Origin of the sequence: Myxococcus sp. CA033 (assembly GCF_013336625.1) — a bacterium.
Classification (GTDB): domain Bacteria; phylum Myxococcota; class Myxococcia; order Myxococcales; family Myxococcaceae; genus Myxococcus; species Myxococcus llanfairpwllgwyngyllgogerychwyrndrobwllllantysiliogogogochensis.
This window is the reverse complement of sequence record NZ_JABUMU010000008.1, coordinates 163,254-189,798: the sequence shown is the minus strand read 5'-3', so window position 1 is coordinate 189,798 and position 26,545 is coordinate 163,254. Positions and strand designations below refer to the sequence as shown.

Sequence of the window (26,545 nt, the reverse complement as noted above, 5' to 3'; positions counted from 1 at the left end):
CGTGCCACCCAAACGTCGCTCCTCAGGTCAGCCGGTCAATCGCCTGCGCGAGCACTTCCACGCCCAGCTCTCCCTTGACGAGATAGGCATCCGCGCCCGCGTCCAGGCCGCGCCGCTTGTCCTCGGGCGAGGCGAGTGACGACAGGATGATGACGGGGATGCGCGCCACGGCGGGCGTCGACTTCAGCCGCCGCGCGAGTGAGAAGCCGTCCATCTTCGGCATCTGCACGTCGGTGAGGATGAGGTCGTAGCTGTTGTTCTGCACCTTCCCGTAGGCCTCCTCGCCGTCCTGGGCCTCCTCCACCATGTGGCCCAGCGCCTTGACGAGCGCGCCTTCCGTCGCGCGGGCAATGGGAGAGTCGTCCACGAGCAGCACCCGGAGCCGCTTGGCCGCTGGCGCCTGGGTGACGGGCCGCGCCATGCGGCGCACCTCCGTCATGATGTCGGGGACATGCAGCAGCACGGCGATGCGGCCGTCCTCCAGCGCGGCGGTGCCGGCGATGAAGGGCGCGCCCTTGAGGAACTCTCCGCCGCAGGGCTTCACGGCCACTTCGCGCTCGTCCACGAAGCCGTCCACCACGAGGGCCGCGTGGTCCTCGCCATGGCGCACGACGACGGCGGGGGGCCGGTCGAACCGGTTGCCACCGTTGAGGCCGAGCAACGGCCCGAGCGCCACGAGCGCCGTGGGCTTGCCCCGGTGCCGCACCGCGAGGGTGCCGAAGATCTCCAGCCGGTCATCCGGCTTGACGCGCATCACCGCCTCGACGTCGGCGGCGGGCATGCCGTAGACGTCGTCGCCCAGGCGCACCAGCAGCACCTTCATCAAGGCGAGCGACTGGGGCAGCCGCAGGGTGATGGTGGTGCCACGGCCGATGCGGCTGTTGACGCCCACCGAACCGCCGAGCGTCTCCACCTTGCGCTTCACCACGTCCATGCCCACGCCGCGGCCGGACAGCTCGCTGACCTGCTCGCGGGTGGAGAAACCGGGACGGAAGATGAGCTCGATGGCCTCTCGCTCCGACAGCGCGGCGGCCTGCACCGCGTTGATGAGGCGCTTGTTGACGGCCACCTGGCGCAGGCGCTCCGGGTCAATGCCGCGCCCGTCGTCCTCCACCTCGATGTGGAGCATGTCGCCATCCACGCGCACGCGGATGCGGACACGGCCCGTGAGCGGCTTACCGAGCTGCTGGCGCGTGTCCGGCGACTCCAGGCCGTGGTCCACGGCGTTGCGCAGGAGGTGCACCAGCGCGTCGCGCACGTCGGCCAGCATGGACCGGTCCACGCCGATGTCGGCGTTCTCGATGAGCAGGTCCACTTCCTTCGTCTGCGTGCGCGCCATGTCCCGCACCGCGCGCGGGAAGGCGTCGAACACCGTGGACAGCGGCACCAGGCGGGCCTCCGCCACGTGGTCCGCCATCTTCGACAGGTTGCCGTGCAGGATGTTGATGCCGTCGTCGTTGCGCCGCACGAAGCGGAACGCATCGTCGCGCAGCATGTGGAGGTCGCTCTCCACGCGGTCCAACACCATGCGCACTTCGTTGGGAATCTCCACCTGCTCGGCCAGCCGCAGGAAGCGATCTCCCAGGCGGCTGAAGCGCTCGAACAGCGCCTCCGTCTCCGAGCTGCGCAGCCGACCCCGGGCGCTCTCCACCAGCAGGTCACCCGCGAGCAGGCCCAGCGAGTCCAGCACCTCCACGTTCACCCGAATCGTGCGGTCGGCGATGGCCGACTTCGCCGCGCTCGGAGCCTCCTCCTCCCCACCACGGGCCGGAGGGTGCGCCACGGCCGGAGCTTCCACGGGCGCCGGCCGGGGAGCCGCCACGGAGGGCGGCGCGGCGACAACGGGCGCCGCCACTGGAGGCGGCTTGGGCTTCGCGACATGAATGGCGGGCGCGGCCTGGCCGGACACCTCCGCCATCGCACGCACGATGTCCTCGCTCGCGGACGTGCCGGTGTTCGCACCGGACATGTCCTCGATGAGATCGGACAGGACATCGCAGGCACGGAGCATGACGTCCGTGGCGATCTCCGTGGCCGTGCGTCCCTCGCGCTCGGCGCGCAGGACGTCCTCCGCCGCGTGAGCGAGCTGACCGATGGCGGCGAGGCCCAGCATGCGGGCCTCTCCCTTCATCGTGTGCAGCTCGCGCGCGACGTCGTCCGCGGCCTGATCCGCGGTCTCCTTCTCCAGGTCCAACACACCCAGTTGGATCTTCTGGAGGCGGTCGGCGGTGACCTCCTGGAACTTCTTCAGGAGGGATTTCTTGAGTGCCTCGGTATCCATGGGCGGTGAGCGCTGCGCACCCTCCCCTTCCCAAAAGAGCTAGTCGGCCTTGAAGCGCTTGATGAGCTCCGCCAGCCGTGCGGCCAGCTGAGTGAGCTCCGCCGCCGCCCCCGTCGCCTGCTTCGACGCCTGGGTCGTCTGACGCGTCACATCTTCAATCTCCGCCATGGACGCCACCACCTGCTCGGTGGCCGTGCGCTGCTGCTGGGTGGCGAGGTTGATGACGCGGGCCGCGTCGCTCGTCTCCTGCACGCCGGCGAGGATGCCTTCCACGGCCTGGGCCGCGACGGCGCCCAGCTTCTCACCGGACTCGGTGGCGGACTTGGACGCTTCGGCGGCGCCCGCGGCGGCCGCGGTGGCCTCGCGGATCTCCGTGATGAGGTTCTTGATCTCCTTGGTGGAGTCCAGGACGTTCTCCGCCAGCCGGCGCATCTCCGCCGCGACGATGGAGAAGCCCTTGCCCGCCTCACCCGCGCGGCTGCCTTCCAGCGCCGCGTTCAGCGCGAGCAGGTCGGAGCGGTCGGCGATCTCGTCGATGACCTCCACCACCGTGCCGATGCGCTCCACGCGCTTGGACAGCTTCGCGATGGAGTCCGCCACGGCGACGCCGTCGCTGCGGATCTGCTGCATGGCCTGGATGAACTCACCGATGGCGCCACGGCCCGCGCGCGCCGCGCCGAGCGTCTCTTCCGCCACGCGCGCCACGCTGCCGGCGTTCTCGGCGATCTGCGCGGAGGCGTGCTTGAGCTCCTCCATGGTGGCGGTCGTCTCGTGGATGGCCGCCGCCTGCTCCGTGGAGGACGTCTCGTGCTGGGTGGACGCCGCCAGCACCTGGTTGGCGGACGAGGACAGCCGCAGCGCCGCCTCGTTGATCTCCCGCACGAAGGTGCGCAGCGTTTCAATGACCTTGCCGAAGCCCTCCAGCAGGGGCCCGAGCTGGGGGTCCTCGGTGGTGGTGTTCCACCGGGACAGGTCGCCTTCGCGCACCAGGCTGATGAGCGCGTCGAGCGCCTGATCGATCTCCTGCGCCGCCACGTGCTTGCGGTGCTCGGAGCTGGCGAAGTTGTCCAGCACCTGGTTGAGCAGGTGGGCCATCTCCTCGGCGCCCTCGCCCACCAGCTCCTTGGGGACGCGGGCCTGGAGGTTGCCGGCCAGCACCGTCAGCAGCGTGTCGGTGAAGGCCTTGAGGGGCGCCGGCGGCGCGGCGGCACTCGCCTTGTTGGCGGGGGCCTTGCGCGCGGAGCGGGCCTTGGACGCGGGCTTCTCGTTGGGGGTGTCCAGGGACATTGCGGTCAGTGCCTTCCTTGAGAATCTTGGGTCCTGGCGGTCTCCACCAGGTCAATCAGCAAAACGGTGCGGGCTTCTTCCAGGCACACACCGACGGCATAAGAGGCCGCGCCCGCGGTGGGGGGCATGCGGCGAAGCTGCGTCACGGGGATGGGGCGCACGCCCCGGACGGTGTCCACCTTCAGGTGGCCTTCTCCTTCCGGGGTGTCGAACACGAGCGCGCGGTGGCCTCGGGAGAGGCGCCCCAGCTCCGGCAGGGTGATGTCCTCCGGCAACGAGCGGTCGATGCGCAGCACCTGCGACGCGTCCGTGCCGAAAGTCCCACTGCCAATCTCGAAGAAGAGGATGTCCACCTCTTCGACCTTCTCCTCCACGAGTGACTCGTCGTTCATCGAGCCACCGCGCGCTGCCGGGCCGTCTGCAGCAGCTTGTGGAAGTTGAGCAGGTTGATGCCGTCCTGGGTGGTGCTGCCCTGCACCACGCCGAGCAGATGCTCCGCGGCGGCGTCTCCTCCGAGCGGCGGAGGGAGGATGTCGGAGACCGGGATGCGGCGCAGGCCCAGCACCGTGTCCGCGACGACACCGGCGACGATGCTGCCGGTGACGCCGATGAACAGGCGGGTGCGGGGACCGATGCGCGCCTCTCCCTTGGAGAGGAAGCGCAAGAGGTCGACGACGGGGAGGACCTCACCGCGATGGCCGGTGACGCCCATGATGAAGGAAGGAGTCCTGGGCAGGGGGGTGAGCAGCCCGGCGCGGAACACCTCGAGGACGTTCTCGCTGGGCACCCCGAACCGCAGGTCTCCCACCCGGAAGCAAAAGAACTCCTGCTCCGGCCGGGCCTGAGCGGCCACGGCACGGTCCGGAGCCATCCGGAGTGCTCGCTGGAGGGGAGTCGAGGTCGTGGTCAAGGCGTCGGAGTATCCGGAGGGGACGAAAACCGGTCAAGGGGAGGTCGCATGGAGGCCGGCCGCTCGCCGTTTCGATGGTCCGCGCTGAACCAAAGGTGTAGGGTTGCACCCTGAATCCTTTGAGGAGGACGATGTCGCGCGTACTGGTCATTGATGACAGCCCGATGCTGGTGGAGCTCACCGTTCGGGCCCTCACCGCCGCCGGCTACCAGGCGAGCGGGGCCCAGGACCTGGCGAGCCTCGACCAGAAGCTCACCGAGGGACCGTTCGCGCTCATCCTCATGGACGTGAACATGCCGGAGATGTTTGGCGACGATGTCGTCGAATACCTGCGGCGTCAGAAGAAAGTCACCGCGAAGCTGGTCCTCTACTCCGACATCTCGGAAGCGGAGCTGGCCGGCAAGACGAAGGCGTCCGGCGCGGACGGCTACATCCTCAAGAGCGGTGGCCTGGAGGCCGTGCTCGGAGGAGTGATGGGGCTCATCGGGGCTCCGGCCCTGGGCGTCCCCGCCGCCGTCCCCCCTTCCCCGGCCACGTCGGATGCCCCCCAGGCAGCCGCCCCGGCCGCCGCCCCTGTCGCCTCGACGGGGCTCAAGGCCGCCCCCAGCACCGGTGGGCGCAAGCCGCGCATCCTCATTGTCGACGACAGCGAGATGACCGCCCGAATCATCGAGGCGGATCTGGTGGCGAAGGGCTTCGAGGTCCATGTCGCGGACACCGCCGACAAGGCCACGAAGATCATCCTCAAGAAGCAGACGCGTCCGGACCTGGTGCTGCTGGACGTGCGGATGCCCAACGTGAACGGCGAGCAGTTCTGCCGCTTCATCAAGAGCAACAGCCTCTTCAAGGGCATCAAGGTGCTCTTGTGCTCCGGCGAAAACGTCGAGGAGCTCCAGCGCATCTGTCGTGAGGCCGGCGCCGATGGCTACATCCCCAAGGATGCCGTCATGGGGAACCTGGTCGCCAAGGAGCTGATGCCGCCTGGCGGCGGCGAGTAGCCGACACGAGGGCCCCACCCGGCCCGCATGCGTCCGTTCTCGACGAAGCCCGCCAGGAGACACACGGGCCCGCCTCACGCGGGCCCGTCCCGTTCGGCGAACTCCGGGCTCTACCGTCCCGCGGCGTTCTCCCGCTCTTCCAGCCCGCGCGCGAAGTTGCCGATGATGAGCCCTGGCCGTGCCGCCTTCAGGCGCTGGAGCAGTTCGCGGATGCCCACCGGCTCTCCGCCCGCGCCCACGTCCCGCGCCGCATCCAGGTACTGGAGCGGGTCGATGGCCAGCGAGCGCGTTTGCACCTGGTCCACCTTGTACTTCTTCACCAGCCGCTCCAGGGCCTTCACCTCGCCCTCGCGGTCGGTGACGCCGGGAAACAGGAGCAGGTTGAGCGCCAGGTACGCGCCGCGCTCGCGAGCGAGGGCAATCGACGCCTCGACGTCCTCCCAGCCGTACTTCACCGGCTTGTAATAGGCCTCGTACAGCCCCTTCGACGCCGCGTTGAGCGACACGCGCACCGCGTCCAGGCCCGCGTCGAGCAGGGCCTCCAGGCCGCGCGTGAGGCTCGCGTTGGTGTTGATGTTGATGGAGCCCTTGTCCGTGCGCGCGCGCATGTAGCGGATGGACTCCGCGATCTGCTTCCAGCGCGTGAGCGGCTCGCCCTCGCAGCCCTGGCCAAAGCTCACCATGGTGCGGCCGGGCGCGTTCTCCAGATGGAACAGTCCAATGGCGCCCATCTCCTCGGCGGTGGGCCCGTCATCCATCCGCTCGTGCGACGCGGGCGGGCCGCCCGCCGGCTGGTCGGAGATGCAGCCCACGCAGCGCGCGTTGCACATGACAGACGCGGGGATGGCCGCCTCGTCGCGGACATAGAAGGTGTTCTGCGACGTGAAGCACCGGTACAACATCGCGCACGTCTTCAGCTGCTTGAGCACGCGGTTGTCCGGGAAGCGCGCCAGGTGCTTGTCCACCAGCGCCTTCATGTCCGGCGTCGAGTAGCGCTCCGGATCCCAATGCGAGCGGCGGTCCGTGTGGATGGCCCACGCCACCGGGCCGTCCTTGCCCCACGCCGCCGCCGTATAGGCCCACTGCGGTAGCACCGGCCCGTTGCCCTTCACCTCGCCCGGCAAGAACGTGCGTGTGTAGCCCGGCGGCAGGAGCGCGCCCACCGCGTTGGGGGTGAAGGTCTTGCCGCCCACGTTGATCTCCCGCACCAGCTCCAGCTCCCCCGTCCGGGGGTCCTGGCCCACGGGGAGCCTGCCCGGCAGGTGGACCAGCCGCCCGGCGGACGGCAGGGGGATGGGCTTGTCCTGCGGAGGAACGAGTTCCTCGCCGCTGCGCAGCGTGGCCAGCAGGTAGGGGTGCTCCATCACCTTCCCCTTGGGGTCGGCGAACAGCAGCTTGGGCGCGGACGTCATGTGACGCTAACTACCACCAGCCCCCCTTCTCTTTCGACGTCGAAGCGCGATGAGACGCGTTGCATTCAACGCCACGCGTCATCCCTCCGAGGTAACAAAGGCTCACCGGTGACATGTGTCCGGCTTCGGCGGATGCCTTGATTCCCTCGGGAGGGCTCGTTAGGGTCCGCGCGCTTTTTCAGTCCCTTTCGGAGGCAGTCGTGATCGTCGGAGTTCCCAAGGAGATCAAAACCCGTGAGTACCGCGTCGGCATGGTGCCTGCGGGCGTGCGCGCGCTCACGAGCGCGGGCCACACGGTGTTGGTCGAAACGAACGCCGGCGTCGGCTCAGGCATCCCCGACTCGGAGTACCAGCGCGTCGGCGCGCAGCTCATCGCCAGTGCGGACGAGGTGTGGAAGCGCGCGGAGATGATCGTCAAGGTGAAGGAGCCCATCGCGCCGGAGTACGAGCGCATCCAGCCCGGGCAGATCATCTACACGTACTTCCACCTGGCCGGCGTGGACCCGGAGCTGACCAAGACGCTGGTGAAGAAGAAGGCGGCGGCCGTCGCGTACGAGACGCTGCAGCTGGATGACGGCAGCCTGCCGCTGCTCAAGCCCATGAGCGAGGTGGCCGGAAAGATGGCCATCCAGGTCGGCGCGGCCTCGCTGGAGAAGGCCCACGGCGGCAAGGGCATCCTGCTGGGCGGCGTGCCCGGCGTGCGCCGCGGTCGCGTCACCATCATCGGCGGTGGCGTCGTCGGTCTGTGCGCCGCCAAGGTGGCGGTGGGCATGGGCGCCGAGGTCACCATCCTCGACGTCAACCTGGAGCGCCTCACCTACCTGGATGACGTGTTCCTCGGCCGCGTCAGCGTGCTGGCCTCCGACACGGAGAGCATCGCGACGTCCGTGCGCGAGGCGGACCTCGTCGTTGGCGCGGTCCTCATCCCCGGCGGCAAGGCCCCCAAGCTCGTCTCCGAGGCCCTCATCTCCGAGATGACCCCCGGCGCGGTCGTCGTCGACGTCGCCGTGGACCAGGGCGGCTGCATTGAAACGTGCAAGCCCACCACCCACGACAACCCCACGTTCGTCGTGCACGGCGTCGTCCACTACTGCGTCGCCAACATGCCCGGCGCGGTGCCCCAGACGTCCACCTACGCCCTCACCAACACCACCCGCCCCTACTCGCGGAAGATCGCCGACCTGGGCCTGGTGGAGGCCGTGAAGGCCGACCGCGCCCTCGCGCGTGCGATGAACACCTACAATGGCCACGTCACCTACGAGGCCGTCGCCAAGGACCTGGGGTACGACTACCGCCCCATCCTGGACGCGCTCAGCGGCAAGTAGCCTGTAGAGCGGCCTGACAGACAGGGCCCCACCCGGAGGGGAGGCGCGGATGGCGACATCCCGTCTCCCCTTCGTTATTGAAAGTGGGGAATAAAGTGCCCCGTCCGGAGTCTGGCGTACCCGAAGCGACCGGACGGGCGGGTGTGACTGGGAAGCCGTTGTTGCGACTTCTGTTCCCATGCATACATTGATGGGCAGGCGACAACTCATTCCCCAATTGTTTCGGGCCTTTGGAAGGCGGGACATGTTGGATTTCAGACAACCCAACCGGACGAAGCAGGAATTCGAGGAACTGGCGCTGGCCCACCTGGACCCGCTGTACTCGGCGGCCCTGCGCCTGACGAAGAACGAAAGGGATGCAGAGGACCTGGTTCAGGACACCTGCATGCGGGCCTACCGGTTCTTCGACAAGTTCGAGCGGGGCACCAACATCAAGGCCTGGCTCTTCAAGATCCTCACCAACACGTTCATCAACCGCTACCGGCGGAAGGTGAAGGAGCGCACGGTGGTGGAGGGCGTGGAGCGCGAGGCGGTCCATGAGCGCTTCGTCAGCCGGGACGCGACGGACTTCGCGGCCAACCCGGAGCAGTACTTCTTCGACAGGCTCCTGTCGGACGACGTGCTGCGCGCCATCGACTCGTTGCCCATCGACTTCCGACTGGTGGTCATCCTCGCGGACCTGCAGGAGTTCTCCTACAAGGAGATCGCCGAGATTCTCGAGTGCCCCGTGGGCACGGTGATGAGCCGGCTGTTCCGCGGCCGCAAGCTCCTGCAGAAGACGCTGCGCGAGTACGCGGTGGGCCAGGGTGTCTTCCGACACGAAGGCGAGGGCACCGATACGCCGGCGAACCTCGAAGAGTATCGTCAAAGGAAGAAGACGGGGTAGAAACAGGTTCCTACCGCGCGCCCATGAACTGCCAGGAACTCGAACGGCTTCTGTACCCGTATCTCGACGGCGAATTTCAGCCGGAGGAGCGGGTCGACCTCGAATCCCACCTCACCACGTGCGCCGCTTGCCAGGGGCGCGTCGAGGATGAGCGGAACATGCAGTTGGCCCTTCGCAGGGCCGCCCGTCACTCCGTGAAGCAGATGCGCGCGCCGGACTCCCTGCGCGCGGGTATCGCCCGGGGGCTCCACCAGGAACACCGTCGCGCCCAGTACGGCGTCTGGTTGCGCGCGGGCGCCGTCGCGCTGGTGGTGGTGACGGTGACGGGGGGCTGGTCCACGTATCAAGCCGGGCAGCGGCAGCGGCAGGCCCGGGAAGAGATCATCAAGCGTCACTCGCGCGGACTGCCGTTTGAAATCGCCTCGTCCGCGCCCGAGCAGTTGGAAACCTGGTTCAAGGGCAAGGTGGACGCGCGCGTCGCCCTTCCCCAGCTCCCCAAGGCGAAGCCCCTGGGTGGCCGCATCTCCATCCTCAACGGCCGGGAAGTCGCGTACATCAGTTACGAGACGCTCCCCGACGACGGCGAGCCCACGCGCCGCCTGGGCGTCTTCGTCCTCCCCGACGAGGACGGCCCCCGGCCCCAGGCGCTGCCCGCGGTGGAAGTCGACTCCGCGCAAGGCTTCAACATCGTCACCTGGCGGGACCACGAAATCGTCTACGAGATGGTCACCGACATGGACGAGCGTGACATCCTCCGCATGCTGGATGAGCGCGAGCACGGCACCACGGTGGCGAGCACGCCTCGGACGCTCGAATCCGCTGACGGGAATTACTCGTATCAAACACTCCCGCGGCCCCAGCGCTCCCGTCCCGCCGTCTCCGCCGAGCCCGCTTCGTATCCCTGAGCAGAAGCGCGCGGCGTCCCCTCGTGTTCGAAGCGCCTCACGTGAGTCGCGCTGGAAGCGGCCGCCCGGCTGCCCGGCGAGCGGAATTCCGTGCGGCCCGAACATTTGACGGTCCCTGACATGGCCGATAGCCTCGATGGCACTTCTTTCCTCGCGTGCCACCGTCACTCGTGGCGCCCGCGCGCGCCGCACCCAGGTCGGGCCGTTCCTACATGTCCAAGAAAATCCTGATCGTCGAAAAGAGCGACACCGCCCTCGCCGCCACCCTGCGGCCCGTCCTGGAAGGACGGGGCTTCACGGTGGACGACACCGCCGACGGCAAGGGCAGCGTGGAGCAGATTCGCCGGGACCGGCCCGACCTCGTCGTGCTGGCCGTGGAGCTGTCCGCCGGGCAGAACGGCTACCTCATCTGCGGCAAGCTGAAGAAGGACGATGACCTCAAGAACGTCCCCATCGTCATCATCGGCAACCCGGATGGTTTCGCGCAGCACCGCAAGCTGAAGGCGCACGCGGACGAGTACGTGGCCATGCCGGTGGACGCGCAGCTCCTCACGGACCGCGTGGGCGCGCTGATTGGCTTCCCGGAGCTGCCCGTCTCCGAGGACGTCGTGGACGAGAGCCTCACCCTGGACGCGCTCGGCGACGAGCCGATGACGGCGGACTTCGGCGAGGAGATCTCCGTGGACACGGGCGAAGAGGAGCCCGCGGTCGCCGGCGAGGAGCTGGACCTGGACGCGGCCTTCAACGACATGTCCTCGCCCGAGCCGGAGCCCGCCGCGCTCGTGGAGGAGGAGCCCGTCGAGGCGCCTCCCGACGCCGTCGTGGAGGGCGTGGAAGAGGACTTCTCCACCCTGGACTCGCTCGGCTCGGACGCGGATGACGCCCTGGACGCGCTGGATGACTCGGAGAAGACGGTGGTGGGCTTCATGCCCGTCCCCGCCGCCGCGCCGCCGCCCCCGCTGAGGGTCATCGAGCCGGCCAGGCCCACCACCCCGCCGCCCGCGCGCACCCCGCCGCCCGCGCCTTCCCGCCCCACCACTCCGCCCGTGGCCGCCACTCCGGCCGCCCCCGTCACGTCCGCCGCCGACGCCGCCGAGCTGCGCAACCTGCGCGCGAAGGTCGCCGAGCTCCAGGCGTCGCTCGAGGACTCGCGTGGCGTGGCCGCGCAGGCCGAGGACCGGGTGCGCGAGCTGGAGTCCGAGCTGGAAGGCAAGGCCACCGAGCTGGAGACCGCGCGCGCGTCCGTCGGGAAGAACGACAAGGACACCTTCGCCCTGCGCGACGCCGTCAACAAGCGCGACAAGGAAATCCTGCGCCTGAAGACGGAGCTGAACCAGAAGGACCAGGAGATCGTCGAGCTGAAGGACCAGCACCTGGAGCTGGAGCAGAAGTCCAGCACGGCCGAGTCCGAGATGGCCCGGCGCGACGCGCAGATCAAGACGCTCACCACGCGCGCGGACACGCTCGCCGCGGAGCGCAAGCGCGTGGACCAGCAGCTCGCCACCTCCAAGGACGAGGCGCGCGGCGCCACCGCCAGGCTGGCCACCGTCCAGGAGGAGCTGGATCAGCAGGCCGCACAGGTCGCCGGACTCAACGCGGAACTGGAAGAGCTGCGCAACCGCACCGGCCAGCTCGAGGCGGATGTGCAGGCCGCGCACGAGGAGGCCGAGGGCCTTCGCGCCCAGGTGGACACGGCGCAGCGCGAGGCCGAGGAACTGCGGGGCCAGCTGGAGCAGACCCAGTCGGAGCTGTCCGAGCAGGGCACCCGCGCGGCGGACGAGGCGGAGGAGCTGCGCAAGCGCATCTCCGAGCTGGAGGCCACCGCGGTCCGCAACGAGGAGCGCGTGACGAAGCTCTACGCGCGCATCAAGAACGACGAGAAGCTGCGCGAGAAGACGAAGAAGGCGCTCGTCATCGCCCAGCAGCTCCTGGAGGAGCCCGCCTCCGCCGTGGCCGACGCCGACGAAGCGGCGGCCTGAAGCGGCTGAACGCCCCGGGTCCTCCTGGGGCGGTTGAACCTTGGGGGTCGAGCCTCCCGTCTGGAAGGCTCCCCCACCCCGCGCCTACTTGTCCTCGGTCTTCTTGGGCGTGGTCTTCTTCTCCAAGAGCTTCTTGGCGAACGCCTGCACCGCCGCGGGCACGTTCTTGTCGCGGCTCAGGTCCTTGACTTCGTTGTCGCGCAGCGAGTTGAGGAATTTCATGGTGACGGTGAGCGGCACCTTGGGGTTCTTCACCAGGGCCAGCCGCACCTTCATGTTCTTCGTCCACTCGCGGTTGTTGTAGATGACGCGCAGGACGTCATCCATCATCGCGCGGTTGGCCGCGAAGGACAGTACCTCGCCGTCGGTGATGCGCGGGCTGCGGACGACGGCCACGGCCACCAGCTTGTTCGTCTCGCGGATGAGCGCCGTGCGGGCTTCCTTGTTGCCCAGCGTCGCCAGCTTGATCTTCTCCGCGATGGACATCTTCATCAGCCGCTGCGCCAGCGTCAGCCGCTTGCCCTCCTCCAGCGGCGCGGCGTTCTCGTCCGCCACCTCGCCCCCCATCTCCTGGAGGAGCTGATCCGCGGTGGGGCCCGGGTCCGGCGGAGCCTCGGCGGCCTCCGGGCCGAACAGGCGCACTCGCGCGGCCTTCATCTGCGGCACGTCCGCCAGCACCAGGCCACTGCGCACGGCGAAGTCACAGACGCTGTCGATGAGCGACACCTGCGCCTGCGCGTTGGAGCAGAGGCCTCGCAGGATGTCCTCGTGACGAAGCAAGCGAAGCTGGTTCTGGCCGATGATCTCCGCCAGCTTCGCGCCACAGTCGCGCGCCACCACCGCGACGGCGTCGTCGGGCGTGCTGGCGTTGAGGATGAGCATCTCCGCGTAGGCGGCCTTCTCCTTCAGGAGGCCCAGGAAGAAGCCCAGCACCTGCGGCTGCACCTCCTCGTCGCGCAGCGCGGAGCCGAGAATCCTGTCCGGAAGGCCCGCGGACGTCTTCGCCGCCGTCTCCCGCACGGCCTCGTCCGGGTCGAACGTCAGCATGAACAACGCGCCCAGCATGTCCGACGGGCTGAGCGGAACCAGCGACTTGGCGGCCATCATCCGCAGCGGCACCGGCGCGGCAGGGTCCACGTGCTTGCGCAGGTTGGGCGGCAGGAACTCCGCGTTGAAGGGGCAGCCCGGAGGCGGTGCTGGGATGCTGCTGGGGGCGGCGGTGGTCATGTCGCGTGGTTCCTTCCGTAGATGATGCGAAGGCCCTCGAGCGTGAGGAGCTCGTCCACTTCGTGGATGGCCTTGGATTCACTGGCCACCAGGGGAGCCAGGCCCCCGGTGGCGACGACCTTCACGGGCTGGCCCAGGTCGGCCTGCATGCGCGCGCAGATGCCGTCCACCAGCCCGACGTAGCCGTACACGAGGCCCGACTGCATGGAGTGCACCGTGTTGCGGCCAATGACGTGCGGCGGCCGGGCGAACTCCACGCGCGGCAGCTTGGAGGCGTTCTGGAACAGGGCCTCCATGGAGATGTTGATGCCGGGGCAGATGCAGCCGCCCAGGTACTCGCCCCGCGCCGACACCGCGTCGAACGTCGTGGCGGTGCCGAAGTCCACGACGATGACGGCGGAGCGGTGCTTCTCGTACGCGGCCACCGCGTTGACGATGCGGTCCGCGCCCACCTCGCGGGGGTTGTCGTAGAGGATGGGCATGCCCGTCTTCACGCCCGGCCCGACGAACATGGGCCGCATCCGGAAGTAGCGCTCGCTCATCTTCTCCATGCTGAACTGGAGCGGCGGCACCACGCTGGACACTGCCACCGCGCCGACCTTCGTCGCGTCGATGCCGCTGTGGGAGAAGAGCTGGCGCACCAGGATGCCGTACTCGTCCGAGGTGCGCCGGGTGCTCGTCTCCACGCGCCAGTGGTCGAGCAGCTTGCGGCCGTCGAACACGCCGAGGACGGTGTTGGTGTTACCCACGTCGATGGCCAGGAGAATCACGGCCCGCACTCTACTCCGAAGGTGACTTGTCGAGGACCGCCTTGCCCCGCGCCTACTTCGAGCGCGGCGACTGCCGGGGCCGCAGTTGCTCCACGTCGCCCGCCAGCACGCGCTCGACCTGCCCGGACTCCGTGCGCACCAGCAGCGCCCCCGACGGGTCGATGTCCACCGCCAGCCCCCGCAGCTCGTTGCGGTCCGTACGAACCAGCACGTCCTGCCCCAGGGTGGAGGACAGCTCCTTCCAGCGGGTCCGCACCGCGTCGAAGCCCGTCTCCAGATAGAGGTCCAGCCACTCCTCCATGCGCGTCCAGAGCTGGGCGGCGAACTGGGCGCGGTTCACCCGCTCTCCCCGGGCCAGCGACAGCGAGGTGGCCGTCTCCCGCAGCTCCTCCGGGAAGTGCTCGGACTGGCAGTTGAGGTTGACCCCCACCCCGACGATGACGAAGTGGACCCGCTCCGGCTCGGCCGACAGCTCGGTGAGGATGCCCGCGACCTTGCGCCCCGAAATCTGGACGTCGTTGGGCCACTTGATGGCGGCGTCGGTACCGGCCTCGCGCAGCGTCTCCGCCAGCGCCACGGCGGCCACCAGCGTCAGCTCCGGGGCCCGCTGGGGCGGCAGCTCCGGACGGAGGATGGCGGAGAAGTACAGGTTGAGCCCCGGCGGGGACACCCAGACCCGTCCCCGGCGGCCCTTGCCCGAGGTCTGCTGCTCGGCGACGACGACTTCGCCGTGCTCGGCCCCGTCCTGGGCCAGGCGGAAGGCCACCTCATTGGTGGAGCCCAGGACCGCGTGGTGGTGGAGGGTACGACCCAGGTCATGGGTCTCCAGCAGCGGCGCCACCTCCAGCGAGGTGAGTCGGTCTGGCACTTCCACCAACCGGTAGCCCCGGGCGGGGATGGCCTCGATGCGGTAGCCCTTGGTGCGAAGGGCTTCCACGCGTTTCCAGACGGCCGTGCGGGAAAGGCCCAGCTTGCCCGACAGGGCCTCGCCAGAGGTGTAGTCGTCACCACTCTCGGAGAGGAACCCCAGGATGAGTTCCTCTTGCGTCTGCTCAGTCGATTCCACGGGCACGGCGGCACCTCGCACGAGGCGCAAGGGTACGGACCGGCGGACGGGCTTTCAACTCGCCCGCCCCAACGCCTGCCCCTCCCTGTTCACCAGTCGGGCGGTCAGCCGGCGGGCGGGGTGCTTGCCCCAGAGGGACGGCTGCCCTCCAGTTCGTACTTCGTCAGCTCCAGGCGCGTCTGGGGGATGCGCTGGCTCGCCGTCTCCAGCGCGGTCTCCAGGAGCACCATGCCCACCCCTGGGGCGAACGTCATGGTGTTGATGAGCGTGGCCTGGGCATCCACCCGGTTGCGCCCCTCCACCTGGATGCAGGACGGGAAGCTGCCCGCGGGTGTGTCACACGAGCCCCCGGCCTGGACAATCTGGTAGCGCTCCGTGGAGGACACCGACACCACGTTCGTCCACGCGTGGCCCGTCTCCAGGGGCCCTCGCAGCAGGTAGCGCTTGGGGTCTCTCAGGCCATAGGCGTCCACGGCCAGCTGCCCACCCTGGTTGTCGTGGAAGTAACCCTCCTCCTGCTTGAGGATCTCCACGGTGACGAGCTTGTCGGCGCGACCGTTGACCCGGTACGTCCACCGGTTGCCCACCGCGAGCGGGTAGTAGTCCGAGACGTCGCCAGACGCGGACTGCTTCTCCGGCTCCGCCTCCACCCGCTTGGAGCAGCCGCTCCCCAGCATCAGGGCGGCCAGAAGGACGGCGCCACCCACTCCGAACGAACGCGTCATCTCGATGTCAGTCCGCGTGGTCCCGACCACGCGCCTCCGCGGTGATGTGCTTGCGTGATGCGTAGAGCGTCTCCAGGGCCTGCTGCGCCGCGGCTTGCACGGCGGGCGCGTCATGCCCCTGGGCCACCGTATACAGGTACGCCTCCGCCTCGGGGCCACCAATCTCCCCCACGGCGAAGACCAGCTCCTGCACGAAGCCGTTGTCGCGTCCCCGCGCCAGGTCAATCAGCGCAGGCACGGCGACGCGCGCCTTCATCTCCACCAGCGCGCCAATCGTCTTGCGCAGGACGTCCCCGTCGGAGGACTCCTTCAGCCGATCGATGAGCAGCGGCGCGGCGGCGGGGTGCTGACGCTCGGCCAGCGTGCGCAGGGCGAACTCGCGCACGCGCGTGTCATCCGCGCGCAGCTCCTGCACCAGCACCTCATCGGTGCGATCCAGCGCGGACAGCTGCATCACCGCCGAGTCCGTCACCTGCCGCAGCACGGACTCCAGCGCGGTGCGCATGGCGGCCTGTCGTCCGGAGGGCGAGTCCTCCAGCACCGGCGCCTCGCCCAGGCCCACCACCTCGTAGTGCTGCGGCAGCTCACCGCCGAAGCGCTCCAGCACGAGGTTGGCGCCCACCTCGGCGTAGCTGCGAGGGTCCCCGTCCTTCAGCACCTCGCGCGTGAAGGGGACATCCAGCGTCAGGCGCCAGGGACGCACCTCGCGGGGCCCCTCCTCGCCCTTCAGCTCGAAGCGACGGGAGGACCTCAATGCCTGGGTGAACAACGTCGCGACACCCTCGGGCGCGAGTCCCAGCAGGGCGTTGTCCCGCACCGTGGCGCCGGACACATCCACCGGCGCCACCGGGTAGCTTGGCGCCTGCGACCGGCAGGCGCCAAGGAGGACGACGCAGATGGCGAGCATCAAGGCCGGCTTCATCGCTCCCCCAGGCTAACACCCGGGGACAGCCCGTGCCGGCCAATCCCACCCTCCGCGACGAACCGTGTCAGCCCTCTCCCCCTTCGGACGGACTCCGAGCCGGAAGAGGCGCAGCCTCTCGCACCTCGTGCGACTCACCCGCCTGCGTCGACTCGGTGGCCGGCGGGGGCGGAGGAACATCCCGATGAGACTCCGTGGGCGAGGCCTCGGCGGCGGGAGCAATGCGCCCCTCCTCCGTGGACTCGACGCCAACCTGGGGCGCGGCGACAGCCTCCTCTTCGGAGACCCGCGCCGGAGCGGCGACGGTCTCGCCCTGGGTGTCGGCTCCCGCCTCGCCCTGAGGCGCGGCGGTGGCTTCGCCCGAAGGCGCGGCCTCGCCCGGAGCGACGGCCCCTGCTTCGCCCTGGGGCGCGGCGCCGGCCTCACCCGTAGGCGCGGCACCGGCCTCGCCCGTAGGCGTGGCACCCGCCTCGGTGCCCCGATTGCCACGGCCGCGGCGACCCCGACGACGGCGGCGGCGGCGCTTGCGGTCACCCTGCGCGGCATCGCCGCCTTCCGCGGCTCCGCCCTCGGGACGCGCACCCACGAAGGCGCTCGCGGCCTCGAGGTCGTCGTCCTCGTCGTCATCCCCGTCATCGCCCTCCTCGTCCTCGGCCCCCGTGGACTGCGGCGGGGACACGGGCGCGGTGGGGAAGCTCTCACGGCCCTCGGCGGCGGACTCTCCGCCTCCGCGTGCCTCGGCTCCCTCGGAGGAGACCTCGACCTCGTCACTCGGGCGGGCCTCGCGCTGCTTGTCGCGGTCTCGCTCGCGCTCCCGGCGACGCTTCTCGCGGGGAGGACGCTCCGGCCGCTCCGACGACGCGGCGGCGGCAACCTCCGGGGACTCGTCGTCGCGCGTCTGCTTCTCGCGCTGACGCTCCTCGCGGCGCTTCTGGGCCTCCTCGGCGTCCAGCTTCGCGGCCTCGAAGAAGGTCTCGTCGACCTCGTACAGCTCCACCCGGGTGATGGTGACGGCCGTCTCGGCCTCGAGGAACTTCTCACCCAGCGCGTCGCCACACCACAACATCACCAGCGAGCCGCTGGCCTGGGCCTCCGTGCGCGCATCCCCGCGCACGTCACCCGCGCTCACCAGCAGACCCACCTGCGCCGAGTAGTGGCTCAGGTCGCGACGCAGCTCCTGCACCGACTTGCGGTCGATGGCGGGCGCGCCCTTCAGCATGCGCACCGCGTAGCGAAGCTCCACGCTGCCCTCGCGCTTGCGCGCCGTGAGCAGGGGGCCTTCCTTGGAGCGCTTGGCCACCTTCAGCTCGCGGAAGCCCAGCCCGTGCATCATCTTCACCACGGACTTCTCGAAGGTGCCCACGTCCGCTTCGCCCAGGCGCTTGCGCAGCCCGCGCGCCACGGCACGGCGTGCATCCTTGAGCGACGTGCGCAGCGTGGCGAGCAGCGCGGCGTCGACCACCGGCTCTCCCGCCGCCGCCGTGGCCGCCGTACGGGCCAGCACCGGACGCCCGGCCTCCAGGGGAATGCCCAGCGCCTGCGCGAACGCGGCCTGCAGCTCCAGCGACGGAGCCTCGCTCGGCGAACCCGCGCGCTCCAGCGTCACCTCTCCGGAGTCCTTGTTGAACGCGTACTGCGGACGCCGACCCGCGTCGATGCGACGCTGGTTGTCCTCCAACAGCGCCGTGAGCACCGCCTCCACCGTGAGGTCCTCGGCGCACAGCTCCTTGCTCCGAGCGCGCTCGATGATGACCTCCGTGCGCAGCCCGGCTTCGGCGTCGCTGAGGATTTCGAACACCACCTCGGGCAGCGGCGGGAAGCGCTTGCGCTTTCCACCCCGCTCCTCGTCCTCGTCCCTCCGGCGCTTGCGCTCGCTGCCTCTGCCCGCCGCACGCACATTGTCCGTGCGCGGCTCCGGATGCCGCTCCGCTGGACGCAGCGGCGGCAAGTCCTCTTCCGGATTCGGCTCGATTACGCCAGTCTGCGCCAGGGCCTCCACATCCTCGGGAATCGACCAATCCACCAGCGCGAAGGTGTCCTTCGCGGTCACAATCACCTTGCGGTCCCTCGTGCGACGCGCCATGGCGGCGAGACGCGAGAGCATCGTCACCTCAGGCGTCTTGCCGACGTGGGAGAGCAGGCTTTGTTGGATGGACTTCTCGGTGATTTCAAGGAAGTGGAGGGGACGACCTTCGCTCTCCAGGATTCGGAGCGCGGCCTCGTAAAATGTCATCGAGTATTCCCCAAGAATTCCGAACGGTTACAAAAATGTAGGTCCGTATGGGCGGCGGATGCTAGCCATCGGTAAACTGGCTTGTCAACGAACCGAAGATGACCCGCATACGCATCGGACAGCGTTGGAAACGCGAACCCTCGGCCTCCCCGCTGGATTCCATCGCACTGGAACTGGATGGAGTGGACCTGCTGTCCGGCGCGGTGGAGGAGTCCTTAGCAGAAGTCGTTCCCGCTTTGGTGCGCGCCGTGGCCTCCTTGCATACAGGGGGGCGTGGGCTGGCCCAGGTTTCCCTGGCGGAGGCCCACCTGGAGCTGGTGCTCCGGAGGGTCGGCGCGGAGGTGGAGCTCCTCGTGGCGAGCCTCGCCCGCCCCGCCCGGCTGATGCGCCCCCCCGTGCGGGTGGACGCCGAGGAGCTGACGGAGGCGGTCCGGGGCACCGGCGCGCGATTCCTGTCGGACGTCACCCGGGTGGCGCCCCGAGCAGTGTCCGGGCCCCTGGCCCAGGCCCTGGCGGAGCCCCTGAAACAGCTCGGTCGCCCGGCGAGGCCCCCGGAGGAAGAGCCCGCCCGCCCGTCGGTGAAGCGGGTGGAGCCGCCTGAAACACCCGGTTTCGGCTTCGAGCTGAAGGACGCCGGCGCGCGAGCCAGTCGCGAGGGCGGCAAGCGGGGCGCATCCGGAACCCTGGCCTCCCTGTTGGGCGCTGGTGAGGTGTGGCTGGCGCTGCCCGGCCGGCCGGACGCGTGGAAGGTGCAGGCCCCGCCGTTCCTCACCGTGCTGGAGCTGTCGCGGCAGGCGGTGGAGCTGACCCGGGCGGTGGAGCTGGGGGAGGCGCGCTTCGAATTGGAGCCCGCGGGCGCCCGGACTCCACTGTTTCTGGACCTTCAAACGGGCAAGGCCCGGACGGGGCGCACCGGAGCGCCCTTCGCGCTCACCGGCGGCACCCTGGCCACCGCCCTCTTCCACCTGGGTGAGGCGCTCGCCGCCGCGTTCGCGGAGGAAGACCGCGCACAGGTGAGCAACCCCTATCTGGTGGAGCTGGCGGACCGGTGCCGGGAGGGCCTGTCCCACCTGCGCGGCGCGGTGGAGCCCCCGGAGCAGACCGGCGCGGCCCGCGAGAAGCGGACGAGGACGGCGGAGAGCGTGTCGAAGCCACTCAAGGTGCCCGGTCGACTGCGGCGGCTGCGGTTCGACCGCTTGTGGGAACAGCGCGGGCTGGAGGACGCGGAGGAGTCCCGCCTGTTGCTGGGGCGTCATGGGCCCGTGTGCTGCGCGCCCCAGGCGGCGGTGGCCTTCTCGCGCAAGGACGGCTCGCGACTGTGGAAGCGGGCGGCGGCGCTGGGCGTGGCCGCGTCGGCGGATGGGCACGCGGTGGCGGCGGACCTGTCGCGCGTGTACGGCTTCACGGGCCGGGGCACGGGTGCGCGCTGGCTACATGACCACGACGGCATCCCCCTGGGGCCGTTGCTGCTGCGCAAGGATGGGCTGCTGCTCACCCTCTCCGAGGACCGCACCGTGGTGGCCTTCGCGGAGGCGACCGGACGCGAGGTGTGGCGGCTGGCGCCTCCCCGCACGCAGCGAAGCTGGCTGACGACACAGGGACACCGGGCCCTGGTGACGACGGACTCCGGCTACGTCTACGGGTTGGATTTGGAGGACGGCCAGGTGCGCTACCGCATGCGCGCGCCCATGCCCTTCCATGGCGCCCCCGTGCCGTGGGGACGGCGCTTCCTGGCGCTGCTGGGACGCGGCTCGCACTGGGCCCTGCTGCTGGCGGACGCGCACACGGGCGAGGCGGCGTGGACGCACGAGCCCAACCTCACCCACCCCTCCGCGCCGCTGCCCGTGGGCTCGCGGGTGTTCATCGCGGGAGAGCGCGAGCGCGAGGGCATGTTGCTGTGCCTGGACGCCAAGGGACAGCGGGTGTGGGAACGGCCGCTGAACCTGGGGCCGGGCCCCTATGCGCTGTCACCCCTGCCGCGCGCGGTGGTGGTGACGAGCGCCTCTGGCGCGGCGGCACGGGTGGCCGCGTCGGGCACGGTGGACTGGCGCGTGGGGGCCGCGGGAGAGCCCCTCATCGGCGCGCTGCCGGCACGCACCGCGCGAGGCGTCACGCTCTTGGCCGGCGAGAAGGTGCGCGCGGTGGACCCTCGCGGGGGCCAGGTGCTGGCGGAGGTCCGCGCCGGGCTGGGGCTCGTCGCGCTCCAGGCGGACGTGCGCCTCAACCTCTACTTCCTGGACGACACCGGCACGCTGTCCGCGTACCGGCTCGGCTCCCACTTCACCGTCGTGGAGTGAGGGCGCGAAGTCCCACCGCGCCCCCTCCTCCCCAAGGCCGCTAGTTCGCGGCGGCCTTCTTGCTCGGGTCGATCTCGTCCTCGGGGCGCTCTTCCTGCGTGGCGCCTTCCCACGTCTCGCCCGCACCCAGCTTCCACTCGGAGGGCACGTCCAGCTTCCACACGTAGGAGGCCGTGGCGTCACCGCCCGAGGCCGCGCGCGAGGAGATGTTGATGGTCATGTCCATCTTCGCCACCTCGATGGGCATCAGGTCCAGGTCGTAGTGGCCCAGCACCATCTGCGGAGGGAACTCCGCGATGAAGCGCTCCGGGTGGTCGACCTTCATCGACGGGTCGCTCCCGCGCATCTCGCCCAGGAGCTTCCCCTTCGCGTCGGTCAGCTTCCACACCGTGTCGAACGAGGCGCTGGTGATCATCTTCCGCACCTTGCCCTCGTCCTTCAGCGTCCGCTGCGCGCCCCACAGCGCGAGCTGCAAGCGCACCTGGGGCTTGCCCATCACCATGATGACGTCCGAGGACACGACATCCAGCCGCATGCCCTTGTCCGTGGCCGTCCACACCGGGCGGTAGCGCCCCTCGCGCAGACTGTCGAAGACCTTGCGCGTGTAGTCGTAGAACGCCTTGCGATCTCCGGCGCGCTCGTCCTTGCCGCTGTCGGCGCGCTTCTCCAGCTCCTGCAGGTAGTTGTCGAAGTTCTTGTTGCCGTTGAACGCCTTCAGGTGGTCGTCCACCTGCTCAAAGTAGCTCTTGAAGAAGGGCTTCAACTCCTCGCGATACGCGTTGTCGTCAGGGTTGACCCGTATCCAGGAGACGCGCTCCAGATAGTCGGCGTGGATGCGCTGGATGTCCGCCTCACGCTGCGCCTCCTTGGTGCGGGCACTGGCGCTGCGGTAGCTCATGATGGCGCCCAGCAGCACACCAGCGACGAGGACAATGACTCCGAAATAGCGCTTCAAGCGGCAGTCTCCTGTGCGGTGGAGCAGGCAGTGATATGAAAATTCCCCAACGTGATCCAGGCCACCGGCACCCACCTGTTCAACTCGCTGCTTCCTCTGGAGGAGGGAGAGCTGTTGCGCAACCCCCAGGTGGCTTGGGAGGCCTACGGGGAACCGTGCGACGGCAAAGCGGTGGTGCTGCTGCACGACTTATCTCACTCGCACCGGGCGCTCGGGCCCGTGGAGGACTCCGCGTACCAGTCGTCGGGATGGGCGCGGGAGGTGGTGGGGCCGGGGCGGCCGTTGGACCCGGGCATCATGCCCATCGTCGTCCCGGGGCTCCTGGGCAGTCCCTTCGGGAGCACGTCACCGGCGACGGTGGACGTGGAGACGGGCGAGCGGCTGGGGCTCAACCTGCCGCCGCTCACCGTGCTCGACATGGCGCGCGGGGTGTCCGCGCTCTTGAGGGCCCGCGGGCTGAACCGCGTCCGGGGCCTGGTGGGCGTGGGGCTGGGAGGCCAGGTAGCGCTGCGACTGGCGGCCCTGTTCCCGGAGCTGTCGGACTCGGTGGTCGTCATCGGCGCGGCGCGGGCGCTGCCCGAGGGCGTGCGCGAGAAGCTGGGGCTGGCGTGGCAGTTGCTCCGCGCGGACCCGGACTTCCGCGAGGGCCTGTACGAGCCGGACGCCCAGCCTCGCAAGACGATGCGGCGGCTGCGGCTGGACTTCCAGAAGCTGCTGTACGGACGGGAGTACCTGTCCCGCACCTTCCCTGACGTCGACACGGCGAAAGCCGCCCTGGACGCGGAGGCGGAGGACTTCGCCGACCGCTTCGATGCCACGTCGTGGGCGACGCTGTGCTCGGCCTACGCGGGCTGCGACGTGGCGGACTGCTTCTCGCAGATTCGCGCGCGGGTGCTGCTGCTGGCGGGGAGCTCGGACGTGCTGGCGCCGGTGAACCGGGTGCGGGACACGTACCATCTGCTGAGCGCCGCGGGCGTGAGCGCGCGGATGGTGGAGCTGCCCGGCCCCGGAGACCATGGGGCCCTGCTGACGGAGCCGGAGCGACTGCACGCGCCGCTGGGGGATTTCCTCCGGCGCGTGGGCTGAAGACGGCCCTCCGCTACTCGCGGGGCTGCGGCGCGGAGAGCTTCCCGCGCAACGCGCCCACCAGCATGCTGATGGCGATCTCGTTGTTGCCGCCGTGCGGAATGATGATGTCCGCGAAGTGCTTGGACGGCTCCACGAAGCCCATGTGCATGGGGCGCACGTGGCGCAGGTACTGGCTGACGACGTGGTCGAAGTCGCGGCCCCGGTCCTTGATGTCGCGGGTGAGGCGCCGGAGGATGCGCAGGTCATCGTCCGCGTCGACGTAGATCTTCACGTCCATCTCGTCGCGCACTTCCTTCATGTGCAGGACGAGGATGCCCTCGATGAGGATGATGTCCCCCGGGTCCACGCCCATGGTGCGGGGCTGACGCGACGAGGTGACGAAGTCATAGACGGGCTTCTGGATGGGGCGTCCGGCCTTCAGCTCCCGGAGGTGCTTGACCAGCAGGTCCGTGTCGAACGCGTCCGGGTGGTCGAAGTTCACCTCCCGGCGGTCCGCGATGGGGAGGTCCTTCAGGTCCCGGTAGTACGAGTCCTGATCGATGAAGGCCACGCGGCAGTCGGCAAGCGCCTCACGGACCTTTCGGGCGACGGTGGTCTTGCCGGACGCGGTGCCACCCGCGATGCCGATAACCAGGGGTGACGACGTCATTGCGGCGCGACCTACCCTACCGGACGGGCAGGTGCAAGGGTTCGGTCCACTCCGGGGGTGTCACCCAGGCGGATCAGCCGGTGATGGAGCCCCTCCGCCAGCAGGGCCGGGGGCACCGACTCCACCGCCCGGGGCCGGGCGGACAGCTCCCGGAGCAGCTCCGCCAGCCCCCGCGACACGCTCAACAGCTCATGTCCCGGGGACTTGCGTCGCACCGCGAAGGTCCACGGCGAGGCTCCCGGGCGCCGCGCCACCTGCGCCAGGGCCTCCAGCCCGGACAGCTCCAGCTCCCCACATGCCCACGCACGGGAGGTGAGGTGCCGGCGCACGGCCCGAGCCGCGAAGAGCAGCTCGGACAGGTCCGCCGGAAAGCTCCCGGGCCGGACCTCGTCCACCATGCCCACCTGCCCCGCCCCCGGTGCGGGCACCGCCTTCATGAACGCGGTGGGCGCCATCATCTCCAGGCTCAGCGCGGCGGAAGCCCCGTCATCGGGCCGCTCGCGCAGCCGCCGCATCGCCCAGGTGGAGAAGGATTGCGCCAGCGAGCGCCCTCCCCCCTCGAAGAGGTTCCGGTACTCGCGCGAGCTGGTGAAGGCGACCAGGTCCTCGCGTGTTCCCGCCAGCAGCAGGCGCGACAGCGGCCAGTCCTTGTCCAGCAGCTCCGCCACCACGGCCAGCCGGAAGTCCTGGTCCGCCAGCGTGCCCTCGGGGTCCTCCGTCGCGCCCGTGGGGACCAGGCCGTGGCCCGCCTCGAACAGCTCCCAGGGGCGGCTGTCACCCGTCAGCGGGGTTGGCGTGCGAGCCTCGGGAGCGCGCAGGCGCAGCGGAGGCCGCTCTCCCGAAGGAATCATCGCGCGCAGGCGACGCAGTGACACCTGCGCCACCTCGGCGGGGTGACCATCGCCCTCGAAGGTGACGGCGCGCAGGGAAGGACAACGCGGTAGCAAGGACTCCAACAGTTTGAACAGCTCCTCGCGCACCGGCTGCGTGTGGTCATCGACGTAGAAGCCGCGAGCCCCGCGGCGCGTCACCACACCGCCCGCGATGTGGATTTCGACGACCTGCTCCAGGGGGAACCCATCCAATCCGGCTTCCAGCGGGAGACCGGACGCAAGCTGATGACTGAAGAGGTGCCCCAGGTCGAGCAGCAGCGGCAGGCCCGTACGCGCGTGCAGCTTCGCGAGGAAGTCGAGCACGTGCCACTCGCCCCGCCGCGCCAGCACCGCGGGGTTCTCCAGCACCAGGGGCATGGAGAGGTGGGCCTGGACATGGAGCGCATGCGCCACGCAGTCGCTGAGCCCCGCCTCGTTGAAGGGAGGCGTGATGTAGAGGTATCCCGGAAACGGCTGGCCCCCCACGTGCCACCAGCCCACGTCGTTGCCCACCCACGGGCTGCCCACGGCGCGCGCGTGCGCGTCCAGGTCCTTCAGCACGGAGACAGGCTCCAGCTCCGGCCCCCAGAGATTCAGGTGCACGGGGTGAAAGAGCACGGGCACGTCCGAGCGGCGGCTCCACATCTCGGGGAACAGCGACGCCTGGGCGCGCGCTTCGTCCAGGGACAGGGGCGCGCTGTACTCGACGAAGTCGAAGAGGCCCGGTGACGCGTCGAGCAGCCGGTAGGGCTGCGGGATGTCCGCCGCGCTCAGGTTGCTGCTCAGCCCCAGGCCCCGCCAGGGCAACGTCCATGCGTCCGAAACAGCCTGCGTCATGCGGCGGACCCTAGACCACCGCTCATCCTTTGTGTTCGGGGTTCATGGGCTGCCGAGCAAGCCACGCCAACCATCCGAGCGGCGCACCGCCGGGGTTCTCTCGCGCATAGGCGTAGAACCGCTCCAGGAAGGCCCGGCGCTCGGCGATGTACGGGGCCTTGCGACTGGTGGGGTCCGCCTCCTTGCGAAGGTCATAGCCACCGAGCCGCGTCTGGCGCGTGAGCAGCGCGTCCAGCGAGAGCCTCTCGGCATTGCGCAGCATGTCCAGCAGGCACATGAACGTGGCGGTGCGCCCCTTGCCTCCCCGACAGTGCAGGTGCACGTGCGCCCCCTCGTCCAGCGAACGCACCTTCTGGATGAAGCGCTCCACCGTCTCGTCGCGAGGCCGCGTGTGGTCGGTGACGGGCAGTCGCACGTAGCGCTCCGGCGGAAGCTCGAAGGCCCGCGCCTCGTCGCGGACGTCGCGGCACTCCCACTCCGTGGAGACCAGGGGCTCACGGCGCTTCACCGTGCCGGCATCCCCCACCCTCGCCGTCCGCGACCGCGCGAGCAGCCACAGCCGGCCGGCCTCCAGCGCCAGCGCCTCCTCGTCGGAAAGGCCCGCCGCGCCCCAGTTGGACTCGGCGTACCAGCTCACCGCGACGCCGTTCAGGAAGCCATGTGACTCCTGGCGCAGGTCGAACACGTGCAGCGCTTCAGCGCTCACGCCCTCGAGTCGCCGCACCAGGTCGCGAAAGCCCGCCACGGAGAGCTGGGCACTCCCCGAGCACCGCAGCTCCGAGAGACCGTGCGTGTCCAACCCCGCCATATCCGGCGGCCGCGTCGTCGTGCGCAGCAGGCGCGCCTCGTCGCCCCCGTCGTCGAGCACGAGCACCGCGGACGTCGCATCGGGAGCAAGAGGAGGTATGCGCATGGGCCTA

22 protein-coding genes are annotated in these 26,545 nt (G+C 69.8%); 7 read left to right on the top strand and 15 right to left on the bottom strand.

What is annotated here, in order from left to right:
• Positions 1 to 22 precede the first annotated feature (22 nt).
• The 4 genes from HUA78_RS21500 to HUA78_RS21485 are packed head-to-tail and all read right to left on the bottom strand — an operon-like array spanning position 23 to position 4,439.
• Positions 23 to 2,281, bottom strand: coding sequence for a hybrid sensor histidine kinase/response regulator (locus tag HUA78_RS21500; protein ID WP_174456658.1), 2,259 nt, complete (start codon positions 2,279 to 2,281; stop codon positions 23 to 25).
• 39 nt (positions 2,282 to 2,320) lie between these two features.
• On the bottom strand, positions 2,321 to 3,568 hold the full coding sequence (locus HUA78_RS21495) for a methyl-accepting chemotaxis protein (protein ID WP_174477046.1): 1,248 nt from the start codon (positions 3,566 to 3,568) through the stop codon (positions 2,321 to 2,323).
• 5 nt (positions 3,569 to 3,573) lie between these two features.
• A complete protein-coding gene (locus HUA78_RS21490; protein ID WP_141649263.1) occupies positions 3,574 to 3,960 on the bottom strand; it encodes a Frizzy aggregation protein FrzB in 387 nt (128 codons plus the stop codon).
• On the bottom strand, positions 3,957 to 4,439 hold the full coding sequence (locus tag HUA78_RS21485) for a chemotaxis protein CheW (RefSeq protein WP_141649264.1): 483 nt from the start codon (positions 4,437 to 4,439) through the stop codon (positions 3,957 to 3,959). Before HUA78_RS21485 ends, HUA78_RS21490 begins: the two co-directional genes overlap by 4 nt.
• A gap of 170 nt (positions 4,440 to 4,609) precedes the next feature.
• Here HUA78_RS21485 and HUA78_RS21480 point away from each other — a divergent pair, with 170 nt between their 5' ends.
• Positions 4,610 to 5,476 carry a response regulator gene (locus tag HUA78_RS21480; RefSeq protein ID WP_174477045.1) on the top strand — a complete coding sequence of 289 codons (867 nt, stop codon included), beginning with the start codon at positions 4,610 to 4,612 and terminating at the stop codon, positions 5,474 to 5,476.
• Between the two features lie 110 nt (positions 5,477 to 5,586).
• On the opposite strand, the gene HUA78_RS21475 is transcribed toward HUA78_RS21480, so the two are convergent.
• Positions 5,587 to 6,888, bottom strand: a complete 1,302-nt coding sequence (locus HUA78_RS21475) for a radical SAM protein (protein WP_174456659.1) — start codon at positions 6,886 to 6,888, stop codon at positions 5,587 to 5,589.
• 200 nt (positions 6,889 to 7,088) lie between these two features.
• On the opposite strand from HUA78_RS21475, the gene ald reads away from it, so the two are divergent.
• The 4 genes from ald to HUA78_RS21455 all read left to right on the top strand — a co-directional run bounded on the left by ald (position 7,089) and on the right by HUA78_RS21455 (position 11,983).
• The gene (gene ald / locus HUA78_RS21470) at positions 7,089 to 8,213 is read left to right on the top strand and encodes an alanine dehydrogenase (protein WP_141648080.1); all 1,125 of its coding nucleotides are present in this window, start codon (positions 7,089 to 7,091) and stop codon (positions 8,211 to 8,213) included.
• Between the two features lie 244 nt (positions 8,214 to 8,457).
• Complete coding sequence (locus HUA78_RS21465) at positions 8,458 to 9,099, top strand: sigma-70 family RNA polymerase sigma factor (RefSeq protein ID WP_141648079.1); 642 nt, start codon at positions 8,458 to 8,460, stop codon at positions 9,097 to 9,099.
• 23 nt (positions 9,100 to 9,122) lie between these two features.
• Positions 9,123 to 10,004, top strand: coding sequence for an anti-sigma factor (locus HUA78_RS21460; RefSeq protein WP_141648078.1), 882 nt, complete (start codon positions 9,123 to 9,125; stop codon positions 10,002 to 10,004).
• Between the two features lie 212 nt (positions 10,005 to 10,216).
• Positions 10,217 to 11,983 (top strand): response regulator, encoded by a 1,767-nt coding sequence (locus HUA78_RS21455; protein ID WP_174477044.1) that lies wholly within the window; start codon positions 10,217 to 10,219, stop codon positions 11,981 to 11,983.
• 84 nt (positions 11,984 to 12,067) lie between these two features.
• Here HUA78_RS21455 and HUA78_RS21450 read toward each other — a convergent pair whose 3' ends face one another.
• The 6 genes from HUA78_RS21450 to HUA78_RS21425 all read right to left on the bottom strand — a co-directional run bounded on the left by HUA78_RS21450 (position 12,068) and on the right by HUA78_RS21425 (position 18,926).
• The gene (locus HUA78_RS21450; RefSeq protein WP_174477043.1) at positions 12,068 to 13,210 is read right to left on the bottom strand and encodes a hypothetical protein; all 1,143 of its coding nucleotides are present in this window, start codon (positions 13,208 to 13,210) and stop codon (positions 12,068 to 12,070) included.
• Positions 13,207 to 13,977, bottom strand: coding sequence for a type III pantothenate kinase (locus HUA78_RS21445; RefSeq protein WP_141648083.1), 771 nt, complete (start codon positions 13,975 to 13,977; stop codon positions 13,207 to 13,209). Before HUA78_RS21445 ends, HUA78_RS21450 begins: the two co-directional genes overlap by 4 nt.
• 55 nt (positions 13,978 to 14,032) lie before the next feature.
• Positions 14,033 to 15,052, bottom strand: coding sequence for a biotin--[acetyl-CoA-carboxylase] ligase (locus HUA78_RS21440; RefSeq protein ID WP_174477042.1), 1,020 nt, complete (start codon positions 15,050 to 15,052; stop codon positions 14,033 to 14,035).
• Between the two features lie 98 nt (positions 15,053 to 15,150).
• Positions 15,151 to 15,801 (bottom strand): hypothetical protein, encoded by a 651-nt coding sequence (locus HUA78_RS21435; protein ID WP_371745625.1) that lies wholly within the window; start codon positions 15,799 to 15,801, stop codon positions 15,151 to 15,153.
• Positions 15,779 to 16,693: a HEAT repeat domain-containing protein gene (locus HUA78_RS21430; protein ID WP_174477041.1), complete on the bottom strand. Its 915-nt coding sequence runs from the start codon at positions 16,691 to 16,693 to the stop codon at positions 15,779 to 15,781. Before HUA78_RS21430 ends, HUA78_RS21435 begins: the two co-directional genes overlap by 23 nt.
• 67 nt (positions 16,694 to 16,760) lie before the next feature.
• Complete coding sequence (locus tag HUA78_RS21425) at positions 16,761 to 18,926, bottom strand: HTH domain-containing protein (RefSeq protein ID WP_254623824.1); 2,166 nt, start codon at positions 18,924 to 18,926, stop codon at positions 16,761 to 16,763.
• Positions 18,927 to 19,024: 98 nt separating this feature from the next.
• Here HUA78_RS21425 and HUA78_RS21420 point away from each other — a divergent pair, with 98 nt between their 5' ends.
• Positions 19,025 to 21,223: a PQQ-binding-like beta-propeller repeat protein gene (locus HUA78_RS21420; protein WP_174464245.1), complete on the top strand. Its 2,199-nt coding sequence runs from the start codon at positions 19,025 to 19,027 to the stop codon at positions 21,221 to 21,223.
• A gap of 40 nt (positions 21,224 to 21,263) precedes the next feature.
• On the opposite strand, the gene HUA78_RS21415 is transcribed toward HUA78_RS21420, so the two are convergent.
• Positions 21,264 to 22,178 carry a hypothetical protein gene (locus tag HUA78_RS21415; RefSeq protein WP_174456665.1) on the bottom strand — a complete coding sequence of 305 codons (915 nt, stop codon included), beginning with the start codon at positions 22,176 to 22,178 and terminating at the stop codon, positions 21,264 to 21,266.
• Between the two features lie 51 nt (positions 22,179 to 22,229).
• Here HUA78_RS21415 and HUA78_RS21410 point away from each other — a divergent pair, with 51 nt between their 5' ends.
• The gene (locus tag HUA78_RS21410) at positions 22,230 to 23,264 is read left to right on the top strand and encodes an alpha/beta fold hydrolase (protein ID WP_174456666.1); all 1,035 of its coding nucleotides are present in this window, start codon (positions 22,230 to 22,232) and stop codon (positions 23,262 to 23,264) included.
• Between the two features lie 13 nt (positions 23,265 to 23,277).
• Here HUA78_RS21410 and udk read toward each other — a convergent pair whose 3' ends face one another.
• Genes udk through HUA78_RS21395 form a run of 3 tightly spaced genes read right to left on the bottom strand, consistent with a single transcriptional unit; the run spans position 23,278 to position 26,538 of the window.
• Positions 23,278 to 23,916, bottom strand: a complete 639-nt coding sequence (gene udk / locus HUA78_RS21405; protein ID WP_141643739.1) for a uridine kinase — start codon at positions 23,914 to 23,916, stop codon at positions 23,278 to 23,280.
• A gap of 11 nt (positions 23,917 to 23,927) precedes the next feature.
• Positions 23,928 to 25,625: a DUF692 family multinuclear iron-containing protein gene (locus HUA78_RS21400; RefSeq protein WP_174477040.1), complete on the bottom strand. Its 1,698-nt coding sequence runs from the start codon at positions 25,623 to 25,625 to the stop codon at positions 23,928 to 23,930.
• 22 nt (positions 25,626 to 25,647) lie between these two features.
• Positions 25,648 to 26,538, bottom strand: coding sequence for a protein tyrosine phosphatase (locus HUA78_RS21395; protein ID WP_174477039.1), 891 nt, complete (start codon positions 26,536 to 26,538; stop codon positions 25,648 to 25,650).
• Between the last annotated feature and the right edge of the window lie 7 nt (positions 26,539 to 26,545).